Origin of the sequence: Streptomyces sp. NPDC001093 (assembly GCF_040298985.1) — a bacterium.
In the GTDB taxonomy this organism is placed as follows: domain Bacteria; phylum Actinomycetota; class Actinomycetes; order Streptomycetales; family Streptomycetaceae; genus Streptomyces.
Genome location: NZ_JBEPBF010000006.1, coordinates 44904 through 67807 on the forward strand (window position 1 = coordinate 44904; position 22904 = coordinate 67807).

The 22904-nt window shown below is 68.9% G+C and carries 22 protein-coding genes, 1 tRNA gene and 1 pseudogene; 14 read left to right on the plus strand and 10 right to left on the minus strand.

The window, feature by feature from the left end; all coding sequences use genetic code 11:
• Window positions 1-43 precede the first annotated feature (43 nt).
• The 7 genes from ABT288_RS05210 to ABT288_RS05240 all read left to right on the plus strand — a co-directional run bounded on the left by ABT288_RS05210 (window position 44) and on the right by ABT288_RS05240 (window position 6957).
• Window positions 44-130, plus strand: a tRNA-Leu gene (locus tag ABT288_RS05210).
• Between the two features lie 477 nt (window positions 131-607).
• The gene (locus ABT288_RS05215; protein WP_351602941.1) at window positions 608-892 is read left to right on the plus strand and encodes a hypothetical protein; all 285 of its coding nucleotides are present in this window, start codon (window positions 608-610) and stop codon (window positions 890-892) included.
• A gap of 70 nt (window positions 893-962) precedes the next feature.
• A complete protein-coding gene (locus ABT288_RS05220; protein WP_351602943.1) occupies window positions 963-1646 on the plus strand; it encodes an alpha/beta fold hydrolase in 684 nt (227 codons plus the stop codon).
• A 1120-nt stretch (window positions 1647-2766) separates the two neighbouring features.
• The gene (locus ABT288_RS05225) at window positions 2767-4152 is read left to right on the plus strand and encodes an NADP-dependent succinic semialdehyde dehydrogenase (protein WP_351602945.1); all 1386 of its coding nucleotides are present in this window, start codon (window positions 2767-2769) and stop codon (window positions 4150-4152) included.
• Window positions 4153-4186: 34 nt separating this feature from the next.
• Complete coding sequence (locus ABT288_RS05230; RefSeq protein WP_351602947.1) at window positions 4187-5080, plus strand: NAD(P)-dependent oxidoreductase; 894 nt, start codon at window positions 4187-4189, stop codon at window positions 5078-5080.
• Between the two features lie 55 nt (window positions 5081-5135).
• The gene (locus ABT288_RS05235; RefSeq protein ID WP_351602949.1) at window positions 5136-5933 is read left to right on the plus strand and encodes a maleylpyruvate isomerase family mycothiol-dependent enzyme; all 798 of its coding nucleotides are present in this window, start codon (window positions 5136-5138) and stop codon (window positions 5931-5933) included.
• Between the two features lie 160 nt (window positions 5934-6093).
• Window positions 6094-6957, plus strand: a complete 864-nt coding sequence (locus ABT288_RS05240) for an SDR family oxidoreductase (protein ID WP_351602950.1) — start codon at window positions 6094-6096, stop codon at window positions 6955-6957.
• A gap of 174 nt (window positions 6958-7131) precedes the next feature.
• On the opposite strand, the gene ABT288_RS05245 is transcribed toward ABT288_RS05240, so the two are convergent.
• The 3 genes from ABT288_RS05245 to ABT288_RS05255 all read right to left on the minus strand — a co-directional run bounded on the left by ABT288_RS05245 (window position 7132) and on the right by ABT288_RS05255 (window position 9426).
• On the minus strand, window positions 7132-7827 hold the full coding sequence (locus ABT288_RS05245; RefSeq protein WP_351602951.1) for a type 1 glutamine amidotransferase domain-containing protein: 696 nt from the start codon (window positions 7825-7827) through the stop codon (window positions 7132-7134).
• A 196-nt stretch (window positions 7828-8023) separates the two neighbouring features.
• Window positions 8024-8446 carry an FUSC family protein gene (locus ABT288_RS05250; RefSeq protein WP_351602952.1) on the minus strand — a complete coding sequence of 141 codons (423 nt, stop codon included), beginning with the start codon at window positions 8444-8446 and terminating at the stop codon, window positions 8024-8026.
• 212 nt (window positions 8447-8658) lie between these two features.
• The gene (locus ABT288_RS05255) at window positions 8659-9426 is read right to left on the minus strand and encodes an alpha/beta fold hydrolase (protein ID WP_351602954.1); all 768 of its coding nucleotides are present in this window, start codon (window positions 9424-9426) and stop codon (window positions 8659-8661) included.
• A gap of 648 nt (window positions 9427-10074) precedes the next feature.
• Here ABT288_RS05255 and ABT288_RS05260 point away from each other — a divergent pair.
• Window positions 10075-11085, plus strand: a complete 1011-nt coding sequence (locus tag ABT288_RS05260) for an aldo/keto reductase (protein WP_351602956.1) — start codon at window positions 10075-10077, stop codon at window positions 11083-11085.
• Window positions 11086-11143: 58 nt separating this feature from the next.
• Window positions 11144-11614, plus strand: coding sequence for an SRPBCC family protein (locus ABT288_RS05265; protein WP_351602958.1), 471 nt, complete (start codon window positions 11144-11146; stop codon window positions 11612-11614).
• Window positions 11615-11797: 183 nt separating this feature from the next.
• On the opposite strand, the pseudogene ABT288_RS05270 reads toward ABT288_RS05265, so the two are convergent.
• A pseudogene (locus ABT288_RS05270) lies at window positions 11798-12064 on the minus strand (YbhB/YbcL family Raf kinase inhibitor-like protein); the annotation flags it as partial.
• A 72-nt stretch (window positions 12065-12136) separates the two neighbouring features.
• Here ABT288_RS05270 and ABT288_RS05275 point away from each other — a divergent pair.
• Window positions 12137-13312 (plus strand): 4-hydroxybenzoate 3-monooxygenase, encoded by a 1176-nt coding sequence (locus ABT288_RS05275; RefSeq protein WP_351602960.1) that lies wholly within the window; start codon window positions 12137-12139, stop codon window positions 13310-13312.
• A gap of 186 nt (window positions 13313-13498) precedes the next feature.
• Window positions 13499-14359 carry a Bax inhibitor-1/YccA family protein gene (locus ABT288_RS05280; RefSeq protein ID WP_351602962.1) on the plus strand — a complete coding sequence of 287 codons (861 nt, stop codon included), beginning with the start codon at window positions 13499-13501 and terminating at the stop codon, window positions 14357-14359.
• A 75-nt stretch (window positions 14360-14434) separates the two neighbouring features.
• Here ABT288_RS05280 and ABT288_RS05285 read toward each other — a convergent pair whose 3' ends face one another.
• Window positions 14435-14665 (minus strand): DUF4287 domain-containing protein, encoded by a 231-nt coding sequence (locus ABT288_RS05285; RefSeq protein WP_020940491.1) that lies wholly within the window; start codon window positions 14663-14665, stop codon window positions 14435-14437.
• Window positions 14666-14764: 99 nt separating this feature from the next.
• Between ABT288_RS05285 and ABT288_RS05290 the strand changes: the two genes are divergently transcribed.
• Window positions 14765-15076, plus strand: coding sequence for a hypothetical protein (locus tag ABT288_RS05290; protein WP_351602964.1), 312 nt, complete (start codon window positions 14765-14767; stop codon window positions 15074-15076).
• A 38-nt stretch (window positions 15077-15114) separates the two neighbouring features.
• On the opposite strand, the gene ABT288_RS05295 is transcribed toward ABT288_RS05290, so the two are convergent.
• From ABT288_RS05295 to ABT288_RS05305, 3 genes are all read right to left on the minus strand, one after another.
• Window positions 15115-15906 carry a hypothetical protein gene (locus tag ABT288_RS05295; protein WP_351602966.1) on the minus strand — a complete coding sequence of 264 codons (792 nt, stop codon included), beginning with the start codon at window positions 15904-15906 and terminating at the stop codon, window positions 15115-15117.
• Window positions 15907-16195: 289 nt separating this feature from the next.
• Window positions 16196-17416: an acetyl-CoA C-acetyltransferase gene (locus ABT288_RS05300; protein WP_351602968.1), complete on the minus strand. Its 1221-nt coding sequence runs from the start codon at window positions 17414-17416 to the stop codon at window positions 16196-16198.
• Between the two features lie 174 nt (window positions 17417-17590).
• Window positions 17591-18610 carry an SGNH/GDSL hydrolase family protein gene (locus ABT288_RS05305; protein WP_351602970.1) on the minus strand — a complete coding sequence of 340 codons (1020 nt, stop codon included), beginning with the start codon at window positions 18608-18610 and terminating at the stop codon, window positions 17591-17593.
• 159 nt (window positions 18611-18769) lie between these two features.
• On the opposite strand from ABT288_RS05305, the gene ABT288_RS05310 reads away from it, so the two are divergent.
• Window positions 18770-20161: a cystathionine beta-synthase gene (locus ABT288_RS05310; RefSeq protein WP_228624605.1), complete on the plus strand. Its 1392-nt coding sequence runs from the start codon at window positions 18770-18772 to the stop codon at window positions 20159-20161.
• A gap of 374 nt (window positions 20162-20535) precedes the next feature.
• Here the strand turns inward: ABT288_RS05310 and ABT288_RS05315 are convergent, their stop codons facing one another.
• Entirely contained in the window at window positions 20536-21402 is an 867-nt protein-coding gene (locus ABT288_RS05315; RefSeq protein WP_351602972.1) for a helix-turn-helix transcriptional regulator, read from the minus strand.
• Between the two features lie 147 nt (window positions 21403-21549).
• Here ABT288_RS05315 and ABT288_RS05320 point away from each other — a divergent pair, with 147 nt between their 5' ends.
• Window positions 21550-22311, plus strand: coding sequence for an SDR family oxidoreductase (locus ABT288_RS05320; protein ID WP_351602974.1), 762 nt, complete (start codon window positions 21550-21552; stop codon window positions 22309-22311).
• 4 nt (window positions 22312-22315) lie between these two features.
• On the opposite strand, the gene ABT288_RS05325 is transcribed toward ABT288_RS05320, so the two are convergent.
• Window positions 22316-22738 (minus strand): hypothetical protein, encoded by a 423-nt coding sequence (locus tag ABT288_RS05325; RefSeq protein WP_351602976.1) that lies wholly within the window; start codon window positions 22736-22738, stop codon window positions 22316-22318.
• Window positions 22739-22904: the final 166 nt, after the last annotated feature.

Here is a 22904-nt window from a genome sequence, read left to right on the forward strand (position 1 = left end):
TGCGTCCCGATAGGCTCGAACCTCGAAGCGGAGCCCATGGCCTGCCCGGATGGTGGAATGCAGACACGGCGAGCTTAAACCTCGCTGCCCCTTCGCGGGCGTGCCGGTTCAAGTCCGGCTCCGGGCACCACTTCGCCTGCGACGCGGCGTGCGGGCCACCCTCGGGAGTGGCCCGGCAGCGGTCCGCTGGTTGTAACGCGTAGTCACCGGCCAGGTGTCACGTCTCTGTGCAGCCTCCCGTCACACATTCGGGCCCTGTGGGAGTGTTCGGTAGGTTCAAGCGACGTGGGGTGGGTGTCCGTCGCACCGAGGCCATCACTAGCCGCTGGGCCGCCACTCTGGTCAATGCGTGACTGCAGCGATTGGCGTCACTCCGTGACTGCGTCATCACATCCTGGTAGCGAAGTGACTGATCCCTCCCCGCTGCGTGACGGGCTGGACGAGCATGGTTCCCATGGGGGATCGCGAACCCGCAGGGCACTGGTCATCTACCTGGTCCTTCAGGTGGCCGGAGTGTCACTGGCGCTCTGGCTGACCAAGCAGTTCGAAGTAGCGCGTCTATCCGCCACTGGGGTTGCCCTGCTGCCCACGGTGGCGGGTTCCTGCTATGACTTGGCGTGCCTACCATGACGATCGCCGGGACGCGATCACGGACACCAGTGCGATAGCCGCGCGGCTGGCCGAATACGTGGCCGCGGCTGCAACAGCTCAGCGGGCCCAGCTGATCGGTCCGGGCGCTCACTGGATCGACGTGGAGTTCGAGTACTTCCAAGAGCACGACAACGTCACGGGGGCCGCCACTCGCGGCCAGCTGACCGACGTCGTCGCCTACTACCGGAATCTGAGACCTGGACCTCGTATCGGGCGAGCGGCACCTGTAGTTCCCACCTAGGGTTGAACAAAGAGGATCAAACGAAGTGGATCTCCGCTACAGGTAGCACGTAGCGACAGAGGAGGCACTCATGGCCGGAAAAGCCAGCATCGTGCTGGCCCACGGCTTGTGGGCCGATGGCTCGTGCTTCGCAAAGCTCATCCCCGCACTCCAGGCCGAGGGTCGCGAGGTCTTCGCGTCGCAGCACGGGCTTGACTCGCTCGCGGGCGACGTCGACTGCGTAACCCGCGCGATCAACCATGTGCCCGGCCCGGTCGTGCTCGTGGGCCACTCCTTCGGCGGCACGCTGATCACCAAGGCGGGCGTGCACGACCGGGTGGGCGCCCTGGTGTACATCTGCGCGCTTGCCCCGGACGACGACGAGACCTCGCAGCAGCACCTGGCCGCGTTTCCCAGCTCGCCGGTTTTCGAACACCTTGAGGTCGCCGACAACCGCATCTACCTCAAGGAGTCGGGCATCGGCGACTTCTGCGGCGACCTGCCGCTGGAGGAACAAAAGCTCGTGCTGGCGACCGCTAATCCGCCGATCGCGGACCTCTTCGACCAGCAGGTTCCCGGCAATGCCTGGCGAGCGAAGCCGAGCTGGTACATCGTGGGCACCCAGGACCGCACGGTGAACCCGGACCGGGAGCGCGCTTCCGCCGAACGGATGAAGGCCACGACCGTCAGTCTCGACAGCAGCCACGTCCCGATGCTCTCTCAGCCCAGCGCTGTCCTCAAGGTCATCCGCAACGCTGCGAAGACCCTGGAGTAGGGCCGAGGACTGCGGGGCACGCCGCCTTTGGGCATCCGTGCGCGTCGCCGCCGGCCGTAAAGAGGTCTCGACAGAACTCGGTGCGGTACAGCAGCGAAGTACAGCAACCCCGCCGACCAGCACCAACCGTCCCTGCTTCTCACGGCACGCCCAGCCAGCCCGACAGACCTCGGTGACCTTCGTGCCCATAGTTCGCATCGAGGGGCCATGCACGAACCCCGCTCGGGCCGTCGCTGGGCCGTGCGGGGGTACTCAACGGCGACCAACGCTGACAACTGCCGACAGGTGAGTCACAGGTCGCAGTGTTGATCGATTAATCGGCCGCAGGTCAGAGGACCCGCCCTTCACTTCTTCGACTACTGATCGCGCTCGACGGAAACTCGACTCGCCCACGAAGGCTCCACCGACCACTTGATCCGCGTGGCGACACGCGATACGCCATTCCTTGATCCGCTGCCGCTGACAGCGAGGGCTCTATGACGCGCAAGGTACCGATTTGGGCACCTTCTTCATGTATGTGTCAGCGTTGGTGTTCTTTGGGTTGGGAATTTTCGGGCTGCGCGACGTGCGGATCCTCAGAAGGAGAGGAGTTCGGACCGAGGGTCGGCGTGGCGGTACGAGCTGGAACGCCACATTTCTTCGATCGATGTTATTTATCGAGACGAAAGAGGGGAAAGGCATCATGTCGCGATCGCAGCCGAGGGTATCGGGCTCATGGCACCTGTCCGCCTCGTAGACCTGCTTCGTGATTCCTGGGGGCTGCGTCGACGTACTGCTGAAGGGAGGAGTAAGAAGTTCACAGCGAATGCACCCGCAGGGCCGAGCCATATCCGTCCACCGGGAATGGTGCCTGGAGAATGGCGCAGCTGTAGTGCCGCTCGGCATCGTTGAAGTCCGTTTTCGCGCGCTGAGGAAGCCTTTTCCAACAGATCATCACTCGGCTTGACCGATCTGGGCCCAACCCTGTTCTCTGCCGTCACCGGCTATCGCCCGCAGCGTTGATCCGCCCCGGATTGCGGCGCGACGCCAATGGCATTCGCCTACAGCGGGTCATGGTGTCTCAACGCAGGGCGACGTGACACATTTTGCTACAAATGAACGACGGAACTAGCCTCATTTTATGGCTATCGCGACCACGAATCCTGTGACGGGCGAGGTCATCAGGACCTTCGAGGAACTCACCGCCGAGCAGTTGGACGACAAGCTGGAGCGGGCCGCCGCCGCGGCAAGGTCCTATCGCCTCACGAGCGTTGAGCAGCGCGCTCAATGGCTGAACCAGGCAGCCGATGTGCTGGAGAAAGACGCCGACGACGTCAGCCGGATGATCACCACGGAGATGGGCAAGACGCTCCGGGCCGCCCGCGAGGAGGTGGCCAAGTGCGTCCACGGACTGCGCTTCTACGCCGCCCACGGCCCGGACTTCCTGCGGGATCTGCGGAACGACGCCGGGAACGTCGGCGCCAAGGAGTGCTTCGTGACGTACCAGCCGATCGGCGTGGTGCTGGCGGTGATGCCGTGGAACCTGCCGCTGTGGCAGGCGATGCGCTTCGCCGCGCCCGCGTTGCTGGCGGGGAACGTCGGGGTGCTCAAGCACGCCTCGAACGTGCCGCAGTGCGCGCTGTACATGGAGCGGCTCTTCCGTGAAGCGGGATTCCCGGACGACGTGTTCCAGACGCTGCTGATCTCCGCGCGCCGGGTCGAGGAGGTCCTGCGCGACGACCGGGTGGCGGCCGCGACGCTCACCGGCAGCGAGCCGGCGGGACGCTCGGTGGGCGGGATCGCCGGTGACGTGATCAAGAAGGTCGTGCTCGAACTCGGCGGCTCCGACCCGTTCATCGTCATGCCGTCCACGGATCTGGACCGGGCGACCGACGTGGCCGTCAGGGCGCGGACGCTCAACAACGGGCAGTCCTGCATCAACGGCAAGCGGTTCTTCGTCCACGAGGACGTCGCCGAGGCGTTCCTGGAGAAGTTCACCGCGAAGATGGCGGCCCTGGTGGTGGGGGACCCGATGGAGGACGCCACGGACGTCGGCCCGCTGGCGACCGAGTCCGGCCGGGCGGACGTCGAGGCGTACGTGGACGACGCGGTCGGCAAGGGCGCGACGGTGCTGACGGGTGGGAGGCGTCCGGACCGGCCCGGCTGGTTCTTCCCGCCGACCGTGCTGACGGGCATCACGGACGAGATGAAGATGTTCCACGAGGAGGTCTTCGGCCCGGTCGCCCAGGTGTGGACCGTGGCGTCCCTGCAGGAGGCCCTGGAGATCGCCAACGGTCACCCGTACGGCCTGGGTTCGAACCTGTGGAGCGAGGACCGGGCGGAACGGGACCTGTTCGTCCGGGATGTGCAGTCCGGTATGGCCTTCATCAACGGCAACACCACCAGCTACCCCGAAATCCCCTTCGGCGGGGTCAAGCGCAGCGGCTACGGACGCGAACTGTCTGACCTCGGGATGCGTGAGTTCATGAACGCCAAGACCGTCTGGATCGGTCAGGACGCCGCCTGAGCGCGGGCGGGACCGTCACCACGGAGGTGGGAGCATGAGCGGAAGCGACACGGCCCGGGGCCGTCCGGAGGTGGCCGTCCTCGGGATCGGAACCATGGGGGACGCCATGGCGCGGAACATCGCCGCGGCCGGGCTGGGGCTTCGGGTGTGGAACCGCAGGCGGGCGGCGGCCGAGCCGCTGACCGAGGTCGGCGCGGTGGTGTGCGACACGGCGGCTGAGGCCTGCCGCGGGGCCAAGGTCGTGCTGACCGTTCTCGCCAACGAGCGGGTGGTGTCCGAGGTGATGGACCAGGCCCGTGACGGTCTGGACCGGGACGCCGTGTGGCTGCAGTGCTGCACCGTCTCGCCCGAGGGCAGCCTGCGCCTGGCGGAGCAGGCCGACGGACTCGGCGTCGCCTTCGTCGAGGCGCCGGTGCTGGGCACGAGGGAGCCGGCCATCGCCGGCACCCTGACCATTCTGGCCGCCGCGTCCCACCTGTGTGCCGGCGAGCGTGTCCAGCCGGTCCTGGACGCGGTGGGCACGCGCACTGTCTGGCTGGACCACATCGGGCAGCCCAGCAGCCTCAAGCTCGCTTACAACGCGTGGGTGCTGACGACCGTCGAGGGCATCGCCGAGTCCCTCACCCTGGCCGAGGCGCTGGGTGTCGACCCCCACCAGCTGATCAACGTCATCAGCGGCAGTGCGCTGGACAGCAAGTACGTGCAGGCCAAGGGCCCCAAGATGATCAGCGACGACCTCGACACACCTTCCTTCCCGCTGGAGGCGGCGGCGAAGGACGCCGCTCTGATCACCGAGTCGGCGCACGGCGCCGGGCTGCGGCTGGGCATCGCGGAAGTCGTACGCGACCGGTTGCAGTCGGCTGCCACGCATGGTCAGGGGCGGGCGGACGTGGCGGCCACATACCGGCTGTCGCGACGGGCGGCCTGATCGGTCCGTCTCCCGGACACCGGTCCGGGCTCGGGCCCGCCGAAAGGAGGCATCTATGACACAAGCAGGAGTCGCGTCGGCGCGGACGAGCAGCGCGCAGCTCGCGGACATCGTCCCGCTCGTCGACGACGAGCAGTGGGAGTCGCCCTCCGCCTGCAAAGGCTGGCGGGTCATCGATGTGATCGCCCACCTGGCGGCCCTCGCCCATGAAGCGGTCGAACCCCCCACACCGGACCCGTCCTGGCCGCAGGTCCGCGAGCGCTACCACGACATGCGGGTCGACGAGCGCCGCGGCTGGAATCACCGCGAGGTGATCGACGAGTGGAGGCGCTACACCCCCCGGCAGTTGGAGCTCCTGGAAGCGGGCCAGAAGACGCCGCGAGCGGACGACCCGATACCCGTGCCAGGCCTGGGAACCTATCCGCGGCATCTGCTGGCCAACACCATGGCGTTCAATGTGCTCTGCCATCTGCGTTACGACCTGCTCGCCCCGCAGGGGCCGCTGCCGTTCACGGTTCCGGCGCCGACAGACGAACTGGTGGCTCCAGCCGTGGAGTTCATGCTCGCCGGGGTGCCCCAGATGCAAGGTCACGACCTCGACGCCGCGGTCACCGAGCCGCTCGTGCTGGACCTGACCGGCCCCGGTGCCACGACGGTCACGATACTGCCCGCCGAGGGCGGGCACGCAGGGCTGACCGTCGCGCCCGGCGCCCTCGGCTCGACCCAGGTCCACAGCAGCGCGGCCGACTTCATCTGCTGGGGTACCACCCGCACTCCGTGGCGCGAGCACTGCGAGATCACCGGAGACGCCGCTGTCGCCGAGCCGTTCCTCGACCGCCTCAACATCATCTGACACACGATCCCGTTCTTGGCCTTTCCCTCCCGACGGGGCGCGGTCGCAAGCGGCAGCACCGCTCTCGCCGTTTGAACGCAAAACAGCTACGAGAACACCATCGACAAGATCGACAAGTAGATAGTCGCGAACCGGACAGTCGAAAAGGAAGTGCGTCACCATGTCGAATTCGTCGCTGAAGAAAGTCCTCATCACGGGAGCCGGTTCCGGCTTCGGTTTCGAGGCGGCCATGCGGCTGGCCCAGAAGGGATTCGACGTCATCGCCAGCGTCGAGATCTACGCCCAGGTGCAGACCCTGAAGTGGCAGGCGGCCGAGCGGAAGGTCGACCTGCACGTGGAGAAGCTCGACGTAACCAACGACGGCGACCGGCGCAAGGCTCTCGACTGGGGCGTGGAGATCCTCGTGAACAACGCGGGCGTCGGAGAAGGAGGCTCGACGGTCGACATCCCCGGCGCGAACATCCGGCACCAGTTCGAGGTCAACGTCACGGGGCCGCTTCTGCTCACCCAGGGGATCGCCAAGCAGATGATCAAGCGCGGCGAGGGCCGTATCGTCTGGGTCTCGTCAAGGGAAGGCCTGAACGTCAATCCGTTCACGGGTATCTACTCGGCGTCCAAGCACGCGATCGAGGCGATCGCCGAGACCATGGCGTACGAGCTGCAGGAGTACAACATAGAGGTTGCCACGGTGAATCCGGGGCCGTTCCTGACCGGCTTCAACGACCGGATGTTCCAGACGTGGGAGAGCTGGGAGGACGACCCCGCGGAGCGACTGTTCGACTACTCCGAACTCGCCTTCCCGCGGGCGCAGTTCGACCCTGAAGCCGTCTTCGCCACGCTGACGGCCGTGGCCGCCGGCGAGGTCGACAGCTACCGGAACCTGGAGCCGAAGTCCATGATCGACGAGACCAAGTACCTGCAGCGGGTTCCGTGGGAGCGCAAGGTCACCGACGGCCTCGGTACCCGGCATGAGGCCATCAAGAACGCCTACAAGATGAAGCCGGAGACACCGGTCTCGGCCTGAACCGGTATCGCATCAACGTGGCGGCCCCCGGCAAGGACGGCAGGGGCGCACGACACCAACGCGGCGCTACCGGAGTCTGGACGCGCGGATGGCACGCGGGCCACGACCCGGCCGCGCCCCGTGGTGCCGGGACCGTGGTCGCACCCGGGTCGCGGGCTGAGCCGCCGCGAGCCGTCAGGCGAGGACTTCGAGGAGTCGTTTGCCGAGGACCCCGGCCGAGTGCGGGTTCTGGCCGGTGATGAGGTTGCGGTCCTCGACCATGTACGGCTCCCAGTTCGGACCCCGGCTGAAGTCGACCCCGAGCTTCTCCTTGAGCTCGGTCTCCAGCAGCCACGGGGCTCGGGGGGCCAGCCCTACGCCCTCCTCCTCGTCATTGGTGAAGGCCGTGATCTTGTAGCCCTTGAACGGCGAGACACCGTGGATCCGGGTGGCCAGCATCGCGGCCGGGGCGTGGCACACGATCGCCAGCGGCTTGCCCGACTGCAGCTGCTCGGTCAGCAGGCGCCCGGTGTCGGGGTCGAACGCCAGGTCCTGCATCGGCCCGTGACCGCCCGGCAGGTAGACGGCGTCGTAGTCCTCGAGCCGCACGTCCGAGAGCTGGAGCGGCCGCCGCATCCCCTCGGCGTCGCGAATGATGTTCTCCTGCTGCAGGGCCCCGTCCTCACCACCGTTGAAGGACGGGCGCAGGCTCATCATGTCGACAGTGGGAATCACGCCGCCCGGAGTGGCGATGATCACTTGGTGACCGGCATCCGTGAGGATCTTGTACGGGTTCGCGAACTCTTCCGCCCAGTAACCCGTGGCATGCCTCGTGCCGTCCTTGAGCACCCAGTAGCTGGCACCGCTGACGATGAACAGTACCTTCGCCATACCCCATGCTCCTTCGTCCCGACCTTCGCGCGGCAGGCGCGACCACGGCTGGGCAGTCCCCACGCACTTCGCACGCTAAGCGGGCCATTGCTGTCGCGCACTTCGGAGGCGCGGGCTCGGATCCTCGGCGGGACCATAGGGGTGAATCACTGGGGCTCGTCCGTCCTGACAGCCCACGGCGCGAGAGTGTGCGGAGTCAGCCGGCCTGACTCGTGGGTGATCGATCCGATGGAGGGCCGCTTCCTCTGCCTGTCCACTTGCCGATCTGATGCACGATGACCAGCGTGACGAGGCCTGCTGCTACGCCGATGGCCGTGTCCGCCAGACGTAGCAGCGGCTGTTTCCAGGCCCCGTGCGGGTTCAGTCCCGCGACGACCATGACGACGGTGGTGGTGATGGCCGCGGTCGCTTCGTCGCCGGGCCGTCCGATCAGCCCGGGCACCAGGACGCTCAAGCCCACGAGCAGGGCGAGGCCCCAGGCGTGAAAGGGCAGGAACGCGAGGTATGCCAGGCAGAGTACGAAGCTGATGAGGGTCGCCGACATGCGAGCGATCGCCGCGGTCGCACTCTCCCTTTTGCATTCCCGGACCACGAAGATCGTGGAGATCGCAGCCCACATGCCACCGAGTTGCCCTTCCTCGTACGGCTGATGAGCGGTCGACCAGAGTCTGGTCGCCGCCCAGTAGCTCAGCAGACTGGCCAGGCCGACCTCGACCGAGTACCTCAGCAGCCTTCCGGTCCCCGCCTTCGGTGAACTCGATGTCACCGCCATGCTGCGACCGCTGTCTCGTGGAACCGCAACGCGCGACCGTGACAGGACATGCCCGTTCGTCACTTACCGGTGACGGAGTCGTGGGCCGCGCTGAGGATGAGATCCGTGACGGCTTGGGGGTGGGAGATCAAGGACACGTGGGAGGAGTCGATCTCCACTGTCCTGCGCGCGTGCGCGCGTTCGGCCTCGTACCGTTCGAGGCTCGGGTTGATGGCCCGGTCCTGTCTGCCGACGAGCACGTAGACGGGCTTGTCCCGCCAGGCCGCTTCGGTGAGTTTGTCGGTGAAGGCGGACTGTGCGATCGGCCGCTGTGTCGATGCCATGACGGACGCCTGCTGCTGGGAGAGGTCCTGAGCGAAGGTGGCGTGGAGTTCGGCGGGCCGGATGTACACGTCGGTGCCCGTGGTGGTGCCGCCGTTGCGGAAGGGGACCTGCCTCAGCGCCTTGGTGAGCGGGGCTGCCGCGAATTTGCCGGAGAGGCTGGCGAAGGACTCTCCCTTGTCCGGCATGATGGCGTTGACGTACACGAGTGCCTTGACGTTGTCGAGGCCGGCGGCCGCCTGTGAGATCACCTCGCCGGCGTAGGAGTGTCCGACGAGAACGATCGGTCCCTTGATGGTTTTGAGGAGGCTGTTCAGGTACGTCGAGTCCTGGGGTATGCCGCGCAGCGTGTTGGGCGGGGCGATGACCTGGTAGCCGTCCCGCTGCAGGCGCTGGACCACTGCGTTCCAGCTGGACCCGTCGGCGAACGCTCCGTGTACGAGCACCACGGTTGGCTTCTGGGCCGCCGGGGCCCGACCGATGTCGTCCGCGGCGTGAGTCGGCATCGGCATCACTGTCAGGGCGGAAAGCACCGCCACTCCAAGGGCCAGTCTGCCCTGGCCCGATGTCAGGATTCCGGAGACGGTCATGTGCTTCCACTTCCTCGGCGTACAAGGTGAACTCGGCCCGTTCGGCGACTGAGAAAAGTGAGGGTCGTACGGAAGGCGTCGCCCGCAGCCACCCCGAGAGCCCTGTCCGGCCGGCTGCGCGGAGTCGCGCGGACCTCCTTCGCGGAAGTCGTCGTGCTCCGCGTCCGCCGCATCTCCCGGATCACCATGTTCGCGTGTCTCTGCTTGCCGCGCATTCGTTGCCGTGGAGGGGGGCCGGTGGCGGGTGTGGTCGCCGCTCGACAGGCCGTCGCCGCTGGACCGCGGCGTCGCCGCCGCGCTGGATGCGCGGCGGCGAGTTGTCGGGGTGCCGCGTTGTGAGACGCGCGACGGTTCGAATGGGTGAATTGCGAGCTATATCGCGCGGTCATACGGTGGATATCGGCGGTCGCGACGACGAGTCCCGCGACGAGTGTCGAGGAGCGGGCGGGGTGGCCGCAGCATGCGGCCGAACGTCTGGTGAAGGAGATCGAGAGCGTCAGCCGGGTGATCGCCACGGCGGAGCCCTCGGCTGCGGAGGCAAAGACACCGTGAAGAGGACGTATCGTGAGCCTGCAGAAGATCCTCCCTGATCGGATCGGGTTCGGGACGGCTCCACTGGGCAACATGTTCCGCGCGGTTCCGGACGACGAAGTGAACGCGACGCTCGACGCCGCCTGGGATCAGGGCGTCCGCTTCTACGACACCGCTCCGCTGTACGGGGCAGGTCTGGCCGAAATCCGCCTTGGTGGACTCCTTTCGAGCAAGCCCCGGAACGAGTTCGTCCTGTCGACGAAGGTGGGCCGGGTCATCCTGGACGAGATCGAAGAGGGTTCCCGTGATTTGGGGGAGAAGGGCAGTCTCTTCGAGTTCGGCCGTCCAAACCGGATGGTCCACGAGTGGACGGCCGAGGCAACCGAGCGCTCGCTCGAAGGCAGCCTGGAACGACTGGGCGTCGACCGGATCGACATCGTGTGGGTCCACGACATCTCCCAGGACTTCTACGGCGACGTGTGGCTGCAGAAGTTCGAGGAGGCCCGAACCGGGGCCTTCCGGGTCCTGTCCCGGCTGCGCGACGAGGGCGTCATCAAGGCGTGGGGTCTCGGGGTCAATCGCACAGAACCCGTCGAGTTGGCCCTGGCCCTGGAAGAGCCCCGGCCGGACGGCTTCCTGCTGGCCGGGCGTTACACCCTGCTGGATCACGCGCACGCTCTGCAGAGACTGCTGCCCATGGCCGTCGAGCAGCAGGTCAGCATGGTCGTCGGTGGTCCGTACAGTTCCGGTGTACTCGCCGGCGGTTCCCACTTCGAATACGCTGACGCTTCCCCCGAGATCGTGGAAAAGGTCCGGCGTCTGAAGGAGCTCGCAGACCGACACGGGGTGAGCATGAAAGCCGCGGCCCTGCAGTTCAGCCTCGCTCACCCCGTGACTGCCGCCGTCATCCCCGGTGCGACCAAGCCCAGTCGCATCGCCGAGGACCTAGCCGCCCTGCATGAGCAGATCCCGGCTGACTTCTGGCGCGAACTGCGGCAAGCCGACCTGGTCAGCCCGCAGGCGCCCTTGCCCGGCGGCACCTGAGCCCCTGCGCATGCTTCCCGTCCGGCAAGGGAGAAACCAACGAGCTCGGGAGAACGTCATGGCATCGACATCCGTCAGCCGGATCGTCCCCGCCTCGCCCGCACGAGTGTGGCAACTCATCGGCGGCTTCGGCTCCCTGCCCGGCTGGCTGCCCTACATCTCCCACAGCGACCTCGTGGAGGGCGGCCGTGTCCGACGGCTGAGAAACCCCGACGAGGACGTCATCGTCGAGCGCCTGGTGGAGTTCAACGACGCCGAGCGCCACTACAGTTACACCATTGTGGAGGCACCTTTCCCTGTCGTCGGCTACCTGTCCACCCTGCGCGTGCACGAGGTGAGCGGTGCCCCCGACAGCGCCGAAGTGCAGTGGTCGGGCCGTTTCACCCCCGAGGGCGAAGCGACCGACGACGAGGTGATCGCTCTTTTCACCGAGATCTACCGAGATGGCCTCGAGGCGCTCCACAAGACAATCGGCCAAGTCACGCCACCGCGTAGCGACGTCCACGCGCCGACTGTTGACATGGGCTGACGTCCATTCGGAACCCGCCTTCGCAGGGCCTGCGGAGATTGACCAGCAGGCCTGCTCAGCGCTCGAAGGTGCCGTACAGGGTTGCCCGCGCGATCGCGTGAGTGAACAGGAGGAGTCCATGAGGGCAGGCGTCGTCGTCTTGGACACCTCCAGTTCCTTCACGTCGACGGCATGCACTACAAGGAAGTAGCGGTCCGGCCCGTTGCCTGGAGGAGTCGCCGGACCGAGATACCTTCTGTAGCCGTCGTCGTTGGGCAGGGTCACCGCGCCGCCAGGCAAGTCACGTCCGTCTCCTGCGCCGGCCGGCAGGTCGGTCACGGAGACGGGAAGGTCGGCGACGGCCCAGTGCCAGAAGCCCGAGGCGACCGCGCCTCCGCCGCAGGCGTGGACGTCGCCGCTGCGCATCCCATTGACATCACATGCCTCCCGGCGCAGACTCACGCCCGACATCAGTGAAGAAAACTTCACCAGGCGAACACTTCGCCGCCTGGGGCAAGGGCGCCACCGGAAGGGGCAGAGCCGATGCGCACCACCGTCGGGATCATCGGAGCCGGACCGGCCGGACTGCTGCTCGCGCGGCTGCTGCACCGCGCCGGCATCGACTCGGTCGTCCTGGAGAGCCACGACCGCGCCTACGTCGAACATCGGCAGCGCGCCGGAATCCTGGAGCAGGGCACGGTGGACGTGCTGCGCGCGGCCGGCGCCGGGGAGCGGATGGACCGGGAGGGCCTGCGGCACGACGGCATCGAGCTGCGCTTCGGCCGGCGCCGCCACCGCGTCGACTTCCCCGGCCTGACCGGCGGCCGGTCCGTGATGGTGTACGCCCAGACGGAGGTCTGCAAGGACCTGATCGCCCTTCAGCTGAAGGACGGCGGGCCGCTGCTGTTCGGGGCCGAGGCGCTGGCGGTGGAGGGCGCCGACGGCGACCGGCCGCGCATCCGGTTCCGGCGCCAGGGCCGCGAGGACCTGCTGGAGTGCGACTACGCCGTCGGCTGCGACGGCTTCTGGGGCGTGGCCCGCAGCGCCTTCCCGGCCGCCCTGTCCCGCGTGTTCGAACGGACGTACCCCTACGCCTGGCTCGGCATCCTCGCCGACGTCGCACCCTCCCACGACGAACTCGTCTACGCCCGCCACGACCGCGGCTTCGCCCTCCTGTCCATGCGGTCCCCGTCCGTCTCCCGCCTCTACCTTCAGGTCCCCGCAGGCGCGGAGGCGGACGACTGGACCGACGACGAGATCTGGTCGGAGCTGGAGCGCCGCTTCGAGACCGAGGACGACTGGCGGCTGGAACGCGGCCCCGTCACCCACAAGTCGGTCACGCCGATGCGCTCCTTCGTGCACGAGCCGATGCGCCACGGCCGGCTCTTCCTCGCCGGTGACGCCGCCCACATCGTGCCGCCGACCGGAGCCAAGGGGCTGAACCTCGCCGTCGGAGACGTCGTCACCCTCGCGCGCGCTCTCGCCCACGAGAAGGAGACCGGCTCGGCGGACCTCCTCGACGCCTACTCCGCGACCTGTCTGCGCCGTGTCTGGCAGGCCGAGCGGTTCTCCTGCGACATGACGACGATGCTCCATCCGGCCCCGGACGCCACGCCCTTCGACGCCCGCCTCCAACTGGCCCGGCTGGAGCGGATCGCCTCCTCCCGCGCGGCCGAGACCGACCTGGCCGAGGCGTACACCGGGTTCCCGCTGGGTTAGCGGCACGTCTCGGCGAGGTAGCAGGTTCGTCATGGAACGCGATCATCCTTGGCCGGGAATCACCGGTACGCGTAGCGTGTTGGGCAGCACGGCAGGGGAAAGATCCTCCTCAGGTATCATGGTCGGTCCTTTGCCAATCCATTACTCTTGAGCCAAGGCCGCGCACGGCAGCCATGGAGGAGTGAAATGAGGAGCAGTAACCCGGTCTTCTCGCGACGGGGGTTCAGCCGCGACAACGGCTACGCCGGCTTCAACACCGCACCGCAGGCCGGGTACGCACAGGGCAACCCGTACGCGCAGAACCCCTACGCCCAGAACCCGTACGCGCAGGCGGACCTCCAGTACGGCGCCCCGCCGCAGGCCCCCGCCACCACCGGCCGGATGACGATGGACGACGTCGTCGTCCGCTCGGCCCTCACGCTCGGCACCGTCGTCGTCGGCGCGGTCCTCGCCTGGGCGCTGCTGCCGGTCACGGCGACCAGCTACGGCCTGGCCGTCGGCTCGGCGATCGTCGCGTTCGTCCTGGCGATGGTCCAGAACTTCAAGCGCACCCCGTCGCCCGCGCTGATCCTCGGGTACGCCGCCTTCGAGGGCGTCTTCCTGGGCGTCATCAGCGAGATGTACAACAGCCGCTGGCAGGGCGCGCCTTTCCAGGCGGTGCTCGGCACCATGGCGGTCTCGGCCGCGACCCTGCTCGTCTACAAGGCCGGCTGGATCCGCGTCACCGCCCGCTACGCCCGCATCGGCATGGCCATCGCCATGGCCTTCCTGGTGGTCATGGCGGTCAACCTGCTGCTGGTCGTGTTCGGCGTCGCCGAGAACGGCGGTCTGCGCAGCTTCGGCCCGCTCGGCGCGCTCGTCAGCATCGTCGCCATCGTGATCGGCGCGTTCTTCCTGACCCTCGACTTCAAGCAGATCGAGGACGGCATCGCCTACGGCGCCCCGCGCAACGAGTCCTGGCTCGCCGCGTTCGGTCTCACCGTGACCCTGGTGTGGATCTACCTGGAGATGCTGCGGCTGGTGGCGATCTTCACCAACAACGACTAGCGCACGCGCCGGTCATGAGAAGGGCCCCGGGCTCCGACCCGGGGCCCTTCGCCGTCTGCTCGCCGTCTGCGGCGGCTAGAGCAGCTTGCGTGCCGCCCTCCTCAGGTCGTACTCGTGGACGATCGCCTTCGCGTGTCCGTACGCGAGGTCGTACTCGTGCCGGAGCCAGCTGACCTTCTCCTCGAAGCGGAACAGGGCGGGGCCTTCTTCAACGGTGCGCAGCCAGTCGGAAACCTCGCGACCGGTGCAGTGGGGAATGCGGGCGAGCAGATTGCGGTGGGTCTCCTCCGAGAAGAGCTGGGACATCGGCGCCTCCGAACGCAAAGGGGATGTAAGCCGGTCCTTCACGTCACGGTGCCTGAGCGTTCGCGTATTGGCAACAGTGCGGCACGTTACGCTCGGCGCGTGGTTGATACGACGCCCTTGACCCGAGCAGTGGATCACTTCGCCGACAGGTTGCGCGCGGCGCCGCAGAGCCGGCTTCAGCGGGGTGCCGCGGCCGAGGCTCTCGAGCTGGCCAGGGAGTTGGCCCGGCGGGCCCAGGCCGTCGAGGAGCCCGGGAGCGAGCCCCGGCAGATGCCGGACGCCGGGATGTTCGCCGTGGCCGATCAGATTCTCGTGGCCGCGCATGACTTGGCGGTGGTGCTGCGGAGTGACGACGAAGTGGCCGAAGCGGTGCGGGTGGTTGAGGAGGCGCGTCAGAGGGCGGGGGTCTGAGGCGCCCGAGGGGCGCTGTCCTCGCCCCGTCCACGCCCTCAGAGCGACGCGATGACCCTGTCGGCCAGGATGTAGACCATGTTCGTGCCGTCCTCGCCGTAGGCGAAGGTCAGGGTGTAGGCGCCGGAGATGCCGGACCCGCCCAGCAGGTACGGGGCCTCGCCCGCCTCCACCGCTGCCGCCAGGCGCTCGGCGGTCTCGCGGTGGCCCGGGGTCATGCACAGGGTGGTGCCGTCGGCGAAGACGTAGACGTCGAGGGTGCCGAGCGGGCCCGGGCGGACGTCGGAGAGCTCGACGCGGTCGGCGGCCAGCTGCTCCAGCGTGGTCACGGTGCGCTCGTGGTCGTTCACCCCCGGCGACTGCACCGGGACGAAGTCGGGGTGCGAGGGGTGACGGCGGCGGGCCGCGGCCAGTTCCGGGGACTCCCCGGCGAACTCGTCGGCGTCGGCGGTCGGCTCGGACACCGGCTCCAGGCCGGCGAAGTCGGTCTGCCGGGGCAGGAACACCTCGGTGTCGGGCAGGCCGAGGAGGGTCGGGGCGTCGGAGGCGTCACGGGCCTCCTGTGCGGCCCAGAAGGCACGTGCCTCGGCCAGCTCCCGCTCCCGCTCCTCGGCGAGCGCCTCGGCCACGGCGGCGCGTATCTGGTCGGCCTCCGCGCCGCTGCGGGCGTTCGGCAGCAGCGCGCGCATGGCGGCCGACTGGTTCTCGGCGAGCTGGGTCTGCAGCTCCGCCAGCTGGCGGCGCAGCTTCAGAACGGTGCGCAGGACGGCGACGCCCACGGCGCCGGTGGCGGCCGTGGTGAGCAGCAGGGCGATCGGCATGGCGCTCACTGACGTACTCCCGGTTCAAAGTCGACCCCCGACTTTCCTACATCAGCTTGAAGGGCGGACTATCGAGCTGTCAGTGCGTAACGTCACGAAACGGACAGGACTTTGGGTTCGCGGCGTCCTCGCGTACCGCGACGACCCACGCTGACCTGCACCGATGTGTCCAGGGGGCGAGATAGGTCACATCCTGGGGGAAATTGGATCACGAAAAGGCCCAGAACCTTGGGGTTTCCTCGGTTCCGGGCCGTTTCCTGACGTGACGTGCCTGTCCCGTCACGGACGGTGCATCAGATCAGCTGAGGCGCTCGATGACCATCGCCATGCCCTGGCCGCCGCCGACGCACATGGTCTCCAGGCCGAACTGCTTGTCGTGCCACTGCAGGGAGTTGATGAGCGTGCCGGTGATCCGGGCGCCGGTCATGCCGAAGGGGTGGCCGACGGCGATGGCGCCGCCGTTGACGTTCAGCCTGTCGATGTCGATGCCGAGGTCCCGGTAGGAGGGGATCACCTGGGCGGCGAAGGCCTCGTTGATCTCGACCAGGTCGATGTCGTCGATGGTGAGACCGGCGCGCCGCAGCGCCTGCTTGCTCGCCTCGACCGGGCCGAGGCCCATGATCTCGGGGGAGAGGCCGGAGACGCCGGTGGACACGATCCGGGCGAGCGGGGTCAGGCCCAGCTCACGAGCCTTGGTGTCGCTCATGATGACGACGGCCGCGGCGCCGTCGTTGAGCGGGCAGCAGTTGCCGGCGGTGACGAGCCCGTCCGGGCGGAAGACCGGCTTCAGGCCGGCGACGCCCTCCAGGGTGACGCCGGCGCGCGGGCCGTCGTCCTTGCTGACGACCGTGCCGTCGGGGAGGGTCACCGGGGTGATCTCGCGCTCCCAGAAGCCGTTCTTGATGGCCTGCTCGGCCAGGTTCTGCGAGCGGACGCCGAACTCGTCCATGTCCTGGCGGGTGATGCCCTTGGCGCGGGCCAGGTTCTCGGCGGTCTGGCCCATCGCGATGTACGGGTCGGGCAGCAGGCCGTCCTCGCGCGGGTCGTGCCAGGTCGTCCCCTCCTGCTGGGCGACCGCCTCGGTGCGGGCCTCGGCCTCGGCGAACAGCGGGTTGTGGGTGTCCGGCAGACCGTCGGAGCTGCCCTTGACGAAGCGGGAGACCGTCTCGACACCGGCCGAGATGAAGACGTCGCCCTCACCGGCCTTGATGGCGTGCAGGGCCATGCGGGAGGTCTGCAGGGACGAGGAGCAGTAGCGGGTGATGGTGCAGCCCGGCAGGTGGTCCATGCCCATCTGCACGGCGACGACACGGCCCAGGTTGTGGCCCTGCTCGCCGCCGGGGAGGCCGCAGCCGAGCATCAGGTCGTCGATGTCCCTCGGGTCCAGCTCGGGGATCTTGGCGAGCGCGGCCTGGATGATCGTGGCGGTCAGGTCGTCGGGGCGCAGGTCCTTCAGGGAGCCCTTGACGGCGCGGCCGATGGGGGAGCGGGCGGTCGAGACGATGACGGCTTCGGGCATCACGGCTCCAGTGAACGGGGTTTTGTACGGGCAGGGCCGGTTGGGAAGTTACCGCTACGTATGGTCCAGGTCACCGGTGTCGGGGTGTGACACTGGCCGCAGTTTACTAAGCGCTTGCTTTTGCCTCCCGTGGCTCGGCCGACCATGCGCGGGCGGGCCCGGTCGCCGCCCAGGTCACAGGGACGGGCGGGCGGGCTCGGCCTCCGGTACGCGGCGCCGCCGCCTCCGCTTCAGCAGCGCCCACGGTCCCCGCGGCCCCGTCGGCATCGCCGCCGTGACCTCGGTACCCGCCTCCGACGCCGCCTCGGCAGCCGCGCGAGCGACCGGCAGGAAGCCCTCGCGCCGCGACACGTCCGGCCGTTCCTCCTCCGCCGGCCACAGGCCCAGCGCCGCGCACACCGTCGGCAACACCGCCATGGCCGCCGTCGCGTACCCCTCGGCCGAGGGGTGGTAGTTGTCCGGCCCGAACAGCTCCCGCGGGTTCGCCTCGAACTCCGGTCCCAGCAGGTCGCCCAGCGACACCGTCCGTCCCCCCTGCTGCACCGCCCCGATCGTCTGCGCCGCCGCCAGCTGCCGCGAGGCCCGCCGGGCGAGCCAGCGCAGCGGCTGCTGCACCGGCTCGATGGTGCCGAGGTCGGGACAGGTGCCGACGACCACCTCCGCACCGGCCGTGCGCAGCCGTCGTACCGCCGCCGACAGATGCCGTACCGAACGGGTCGGCGGCATCCGGTGGGTCACGTCGTTCGCACCGATCATGATCACGCAGACGTCCGGGACGGGCGACGCCCCCGACAGCACCAGCGCCACCTGGCGGTCCAGGTCGTCGGACCGGGCCCCCGGCTGCGCCACGTTCCGCAGCTCCACCGGGCGTTCCGCCACCGCCGCCAGCCCCGACGCCAGCAGCGCGCCCGGCGTCTGGCCCGACCGGTGCACGCCCTGGCCGGCCGCCGTGGAGTCGCCGAGCATGGTCAGGCGGAGGGGCGGTTCGCCGGGGACGTCGTAGGTGTGGCCGTACACGCCGTCGGCCATGGGAACGCGGCCGCCGCTGTGGTTGCCCACATGGCGCCGGGCCAGCCGTACCTCCGCGAGCAGCAGGCCGACCGCGGCCGCCCCGACCAGCCCGACCCCGCCACCGCCGTACGCCGCTCCGGCCGCGATCCGCCGGGCCACCCTCGCCCTCGACATGCTCGTCATGCGTCGCCGCCACCTCCTCGTAGCCGTTCACCCACTCCTTGCCCCGTACGGACCGTGCGTCAATCTCAACGGGGAGTGAACGGCCGCCCCGGCCACACAGCTGGCCTTAGGCTGGCGGCACCACTAAGACCACATCTTTTGCAGCAACCGGAGACAACGGTGCAATTCCACGACTCGATGATCAGCCTCGTCGGCAACACCCCGCTGGTGCGGCTCAACAACGTGACCGAGGGCATCCAGGCCACCGTGCTGGCCAAGGTGGAGTACTTCAACCCGGGCGGTTCCGTGAAGGACCGCATCGCCCTGCGCATGATCGAGGCCGCCGAGCAGAGCGGCGAGCTCAAGCCGGGCGGCACGATCGTCGAGCCGACCAGCGGCAACACCGGTGTGGGCCTGGCCATCGTGGCTCAGCAGAAGGGGTACAAGTGCATCTTCGTGTGCCCCGACAAGGTCTCCACCGACAAGATCAACGTGCTGCGGGCCTACGGCGCCGAGGTCGTCGTGTGCCCGACCGCCGTCGCTCCGGAACACCCGGACTCCTACTACAACGTCTCCGACCGGCTCGTCCGCGAGACCCCGGGCGCCTGGAAGCCGGACCAGTACTCCAACCCCAACAACCCGCTCTCGCACTATCACTCGACCGGTCCCGAGCTGTGGGAGCAGACCGAGGGGAAGATCACCCACTTCGTGGCGGGCGTGGGCACGGGAGGCACCATCTCCGGCACCGGCCGGTATCTGAAGGACGTGAGTGACGGCCGCGTCAAGGTCGTCGGCGCCGACCCCGAGGGCTCGGTGTACTCCGGCGGGTCCGGGCGGCCGTACCTGGTCGAGGGCGTGGGCGAGGACTTCTGGCCGACCGCCTACGACCGCACCGTCGCGGACGAGATCGTCGCCGTGTCCGACAAGGACTCCTTCCAGATGACCCGCCGGCTCGCCAAGGAGGAGGGCCTGCTGGTGGGCGGCTCCTGCGGTATGGCCGTCGTCGCGGCGCTGCGGGTCGCCGAGCGGCTCGGGCCCGACGACGTCGTGGTCGTACTGCTTCCGGACAGCGGCCGCGGCTACCTCAGCAAGATCTTCAACGACGAGTGGATGGCCGACTACGGCTTCCTGGAGGACGAGGGCCCGAGCGCCCGCGTCGGCGACGTCCTGAACGACAAGGCGGCCGGCACCATCCCCTCCCTGGTGCACATGCACCCGGAGGAGACCGTCGGCCAGGCCATCGAGGTGCTGCGCGAGTACGGCGTCTCGCAGATGCCGGTCGTCAAGCCGGGCGCCGGTCACCCGGACGTGATGGCCGCCGAGGTCGTCGGGTCCGTGGTGGAACGGGAGCTGCTGGACGCCCTGTTCTCCAAGCGCGCCTCCCTGGAGGACCCGCTGGAGAAGCACATGTCCGCCCCGCTGCCCCAGGTCGGCTCCGGCGAGCCGGTCGGTGACCTGATGAGCGTGCTCGGCTCGGCCGACGCGGCGATCGTCCTGGTCGAGGGCAAGCCCACCGGCGTGGTCAGCCGGCAGGACCTGCTGGCCTTCCTCGCCAAGGGCGGGAAGCAGTAGCGAACCCCCGGTGAACTGGGGGTTCACTGGCGTGGCTCGGGCGGTGCGGGGTTCGCGGAAGTGGTACGAGCGCGTCACGTGCGCGCAGCACCGGCTTAACACGGGTCCGGCACATTGGTGGGTGTCGGCGGGGGCGGGAGCGGCTCCCCTCCCCGGCCGGCGCCGAACGGCGCCTAGGACCTCCGGAGCGGCTCCCGGACCTCCATGGACGCCACGGACGCGAGAAGTCCGGCCCTGACCCGGCCCGCGTCCTTCGCGGGGACCGCCGTCGTCCCGCCCCCCGGCAACGGGGGTGCGGCGGTCCCCGCGCACACCCCTTTTGCGCCTGAGCCGGCGCCGCTCTCGCGGAGGTGGTTGCTCGCCGTCGTGGTTCCTCAATGACCGGTTGCGGCCGTCGCCGCTTTCCAACTGCCCAGCAATGCAAGGCGTTCGGCCGTCTCCGAGCCCGGTTCGGGGGTGTACACCACGATCGTCCGGTCCGGGGCCGCCGGCATCGTGAGCGTCTCGTACGGCAGGGTCAGCAGGCCCGCCACCGGGTGCCGTACCTGCTTCACGCCGTACGCGCACTCCCTGACCTCGTGGTCGGCCCACAGGCGGCGGAAGTCCTCGCTCTTCAGGGACAGTTCGGCGACCAGCGCGCACAGCTCGGGGTCGTCGGCGTACCGGCCCGACAGCACCCGCAGATGGGCCACCGTCTGCGCGGCCACCGCCGCCCACTCGGGGTAGAGGTTCCGGCCGTCCGGGGAGAGGAAGACCTGCCGGGGCACGCTCCGTTCCCCCGGTGTCATGCGGCCGAAGCCGCTCAGCGCGTCGGCGATCGCGTTCCAGGCCACGACGTTCATCCGGGGGTCGAGCACGAAGGCCGGGTTGCGCTCCATGCCGTCGAGCAGGACCTGGATGCCCGGACGGATGCGGGGCGGGACCGCCCGCTGCCCCTGCCGCCCGTGCTGCCGGTGCTGCGGGCGCGCCACCGTCCGCAGGTACGCCTGCTCGGTCTCGTCCAGCCGCAGCACCCGCGCGATCGCGTCCAGCACCGCGTCGCTCACGCTCGTGCCCCGGCCCTGTTCCAGCCGGATGTAGTAGTCGACGCTGACCCCCGCGAGCTGGGCCACCTCCTCGCGGCGCAGGCCCGGTACGCGGCGCCGCCCGTGGCTGGGCAGCCCCACCTCCTCGGGCTGGATCCGTGCACGTCGCGAGCGCAGGAAGTCGCCGACTTCCCCTTCCAGCCAGTCCCCGTCCATACCTCGATCGTAGGGGAGCGGCCGGTCGCCAACCTGGTACTGGCAGACCCAGGAAAAGCCCAGCCCTGGGTACGGCCGGCGGAGGCGGCAAGGCTGGTGCCGGCCGCCGGGGAGCCGCCCCGGCGCCCATCACCAGGGGGAACACCCATGTCGTACGAGAACCTGTCCGGCCGTACCGCCGTCGTCACCGGAGCCGCCAGCGGCATCGGCGAGGCCGTCGCGCTGCAACTCGCCGCCGAGGACGCCCGGGTGGCGCTGCTCGCCCGGCGCGCGGACCGGCTTCAGGAACTGGTGGACAAGATCCGGGCCGGCGGGGGCGAGGCGCTCGCCGTGACCGCCGACGTCACCGACGACGCGTCCGTGACGGCCGCCCGGGATCTGGTGCACGAGACCTTCGGCACCGTCGACCTCGTCGTGAACAACGCCGGAGTGATGCTCCCGAACCCCGTCACCGACGGCCGGCTCGACGAGTGGCAGCGGATGCTCGACACCAACGTCACCGGAGCGCTGCGGATCATCCGCGCCTTCACCGCCGACCTGGTGGGCGCCGCCGGCGAGGGCCGTACCGCCGACCTCGTCAACGTCTCCTCCATCGGCGCCCACCTCACCTTCCCCAACTACGCGGTGTACGGGGCGACCAAGGCGGCCGTCACCCATCTCTCGAACAACCTGCGCTCCGAGTTGGGGCCGCTCGACGTGCGGGTGACGAACATCGAGCCGGGGCTGACGGAGACCGAGCTGGCGACACACATCGACAGCGCGGAACTGTCCGGCCAGCTGGACGGCATGCTCGACGCGATCGGCAGCCTGTCGGCGGCCGAGGTCGCCGATGTCGTCGCCTACGCCACCAGCCGGCCCCGGCACGTCAACCTCCGCCAGATCATGGTCCTGCCGACCCGGCAGGCGTGAGGGGTCAGTCCTCTTCGGAGGCGCGGCGGCGGCCCCTGAGCAGGTCCGGATTGGTGCGGGCGGCCTGGACGAGGTTGACGCCGACGATGCCGCCCCAGGAGATCAGCAGGCCGGACAGGCCGACGCTGTAGGCGCCGATCGCCGACAGCGGGATCGCCAGCACCAGCGAGATGACGGCCAGGCCGAACCGCTCGGCCCAGGAGTCCGCGCCGTCCCCGGTGCGGCTGCCGCGCGCCACCTGCATCCGCTGCTCGGCCAGTGTCCGCCTCAACCGCCGCTCGACCGCGCCGTCGATGCGCTGGTCGACTTTCTCCAGGAAGGAGTCGACCAGCGCCGACTCGTACTCCTCGCCCAGTTCCCTGCGGGTCTGGAGAGTGGCGTCGAGTTCTTTTCTCAGGTCGGTGTCCCGCCCGTCCGTTCCGGTCATGACGGATACGTTAGGCAGCGCTCAGACCTTCCGCACTGGGGACAGCCCCCCTCTCGGACACCCGGCCACCTCACCGGGCCGTGCTGCCCGGCGTGGGCGTTCGCCACGTCATCGGAGGTCGTCGAACCGGATCATGAGATGTCCCTTGCCCGGCTGCATAACATCA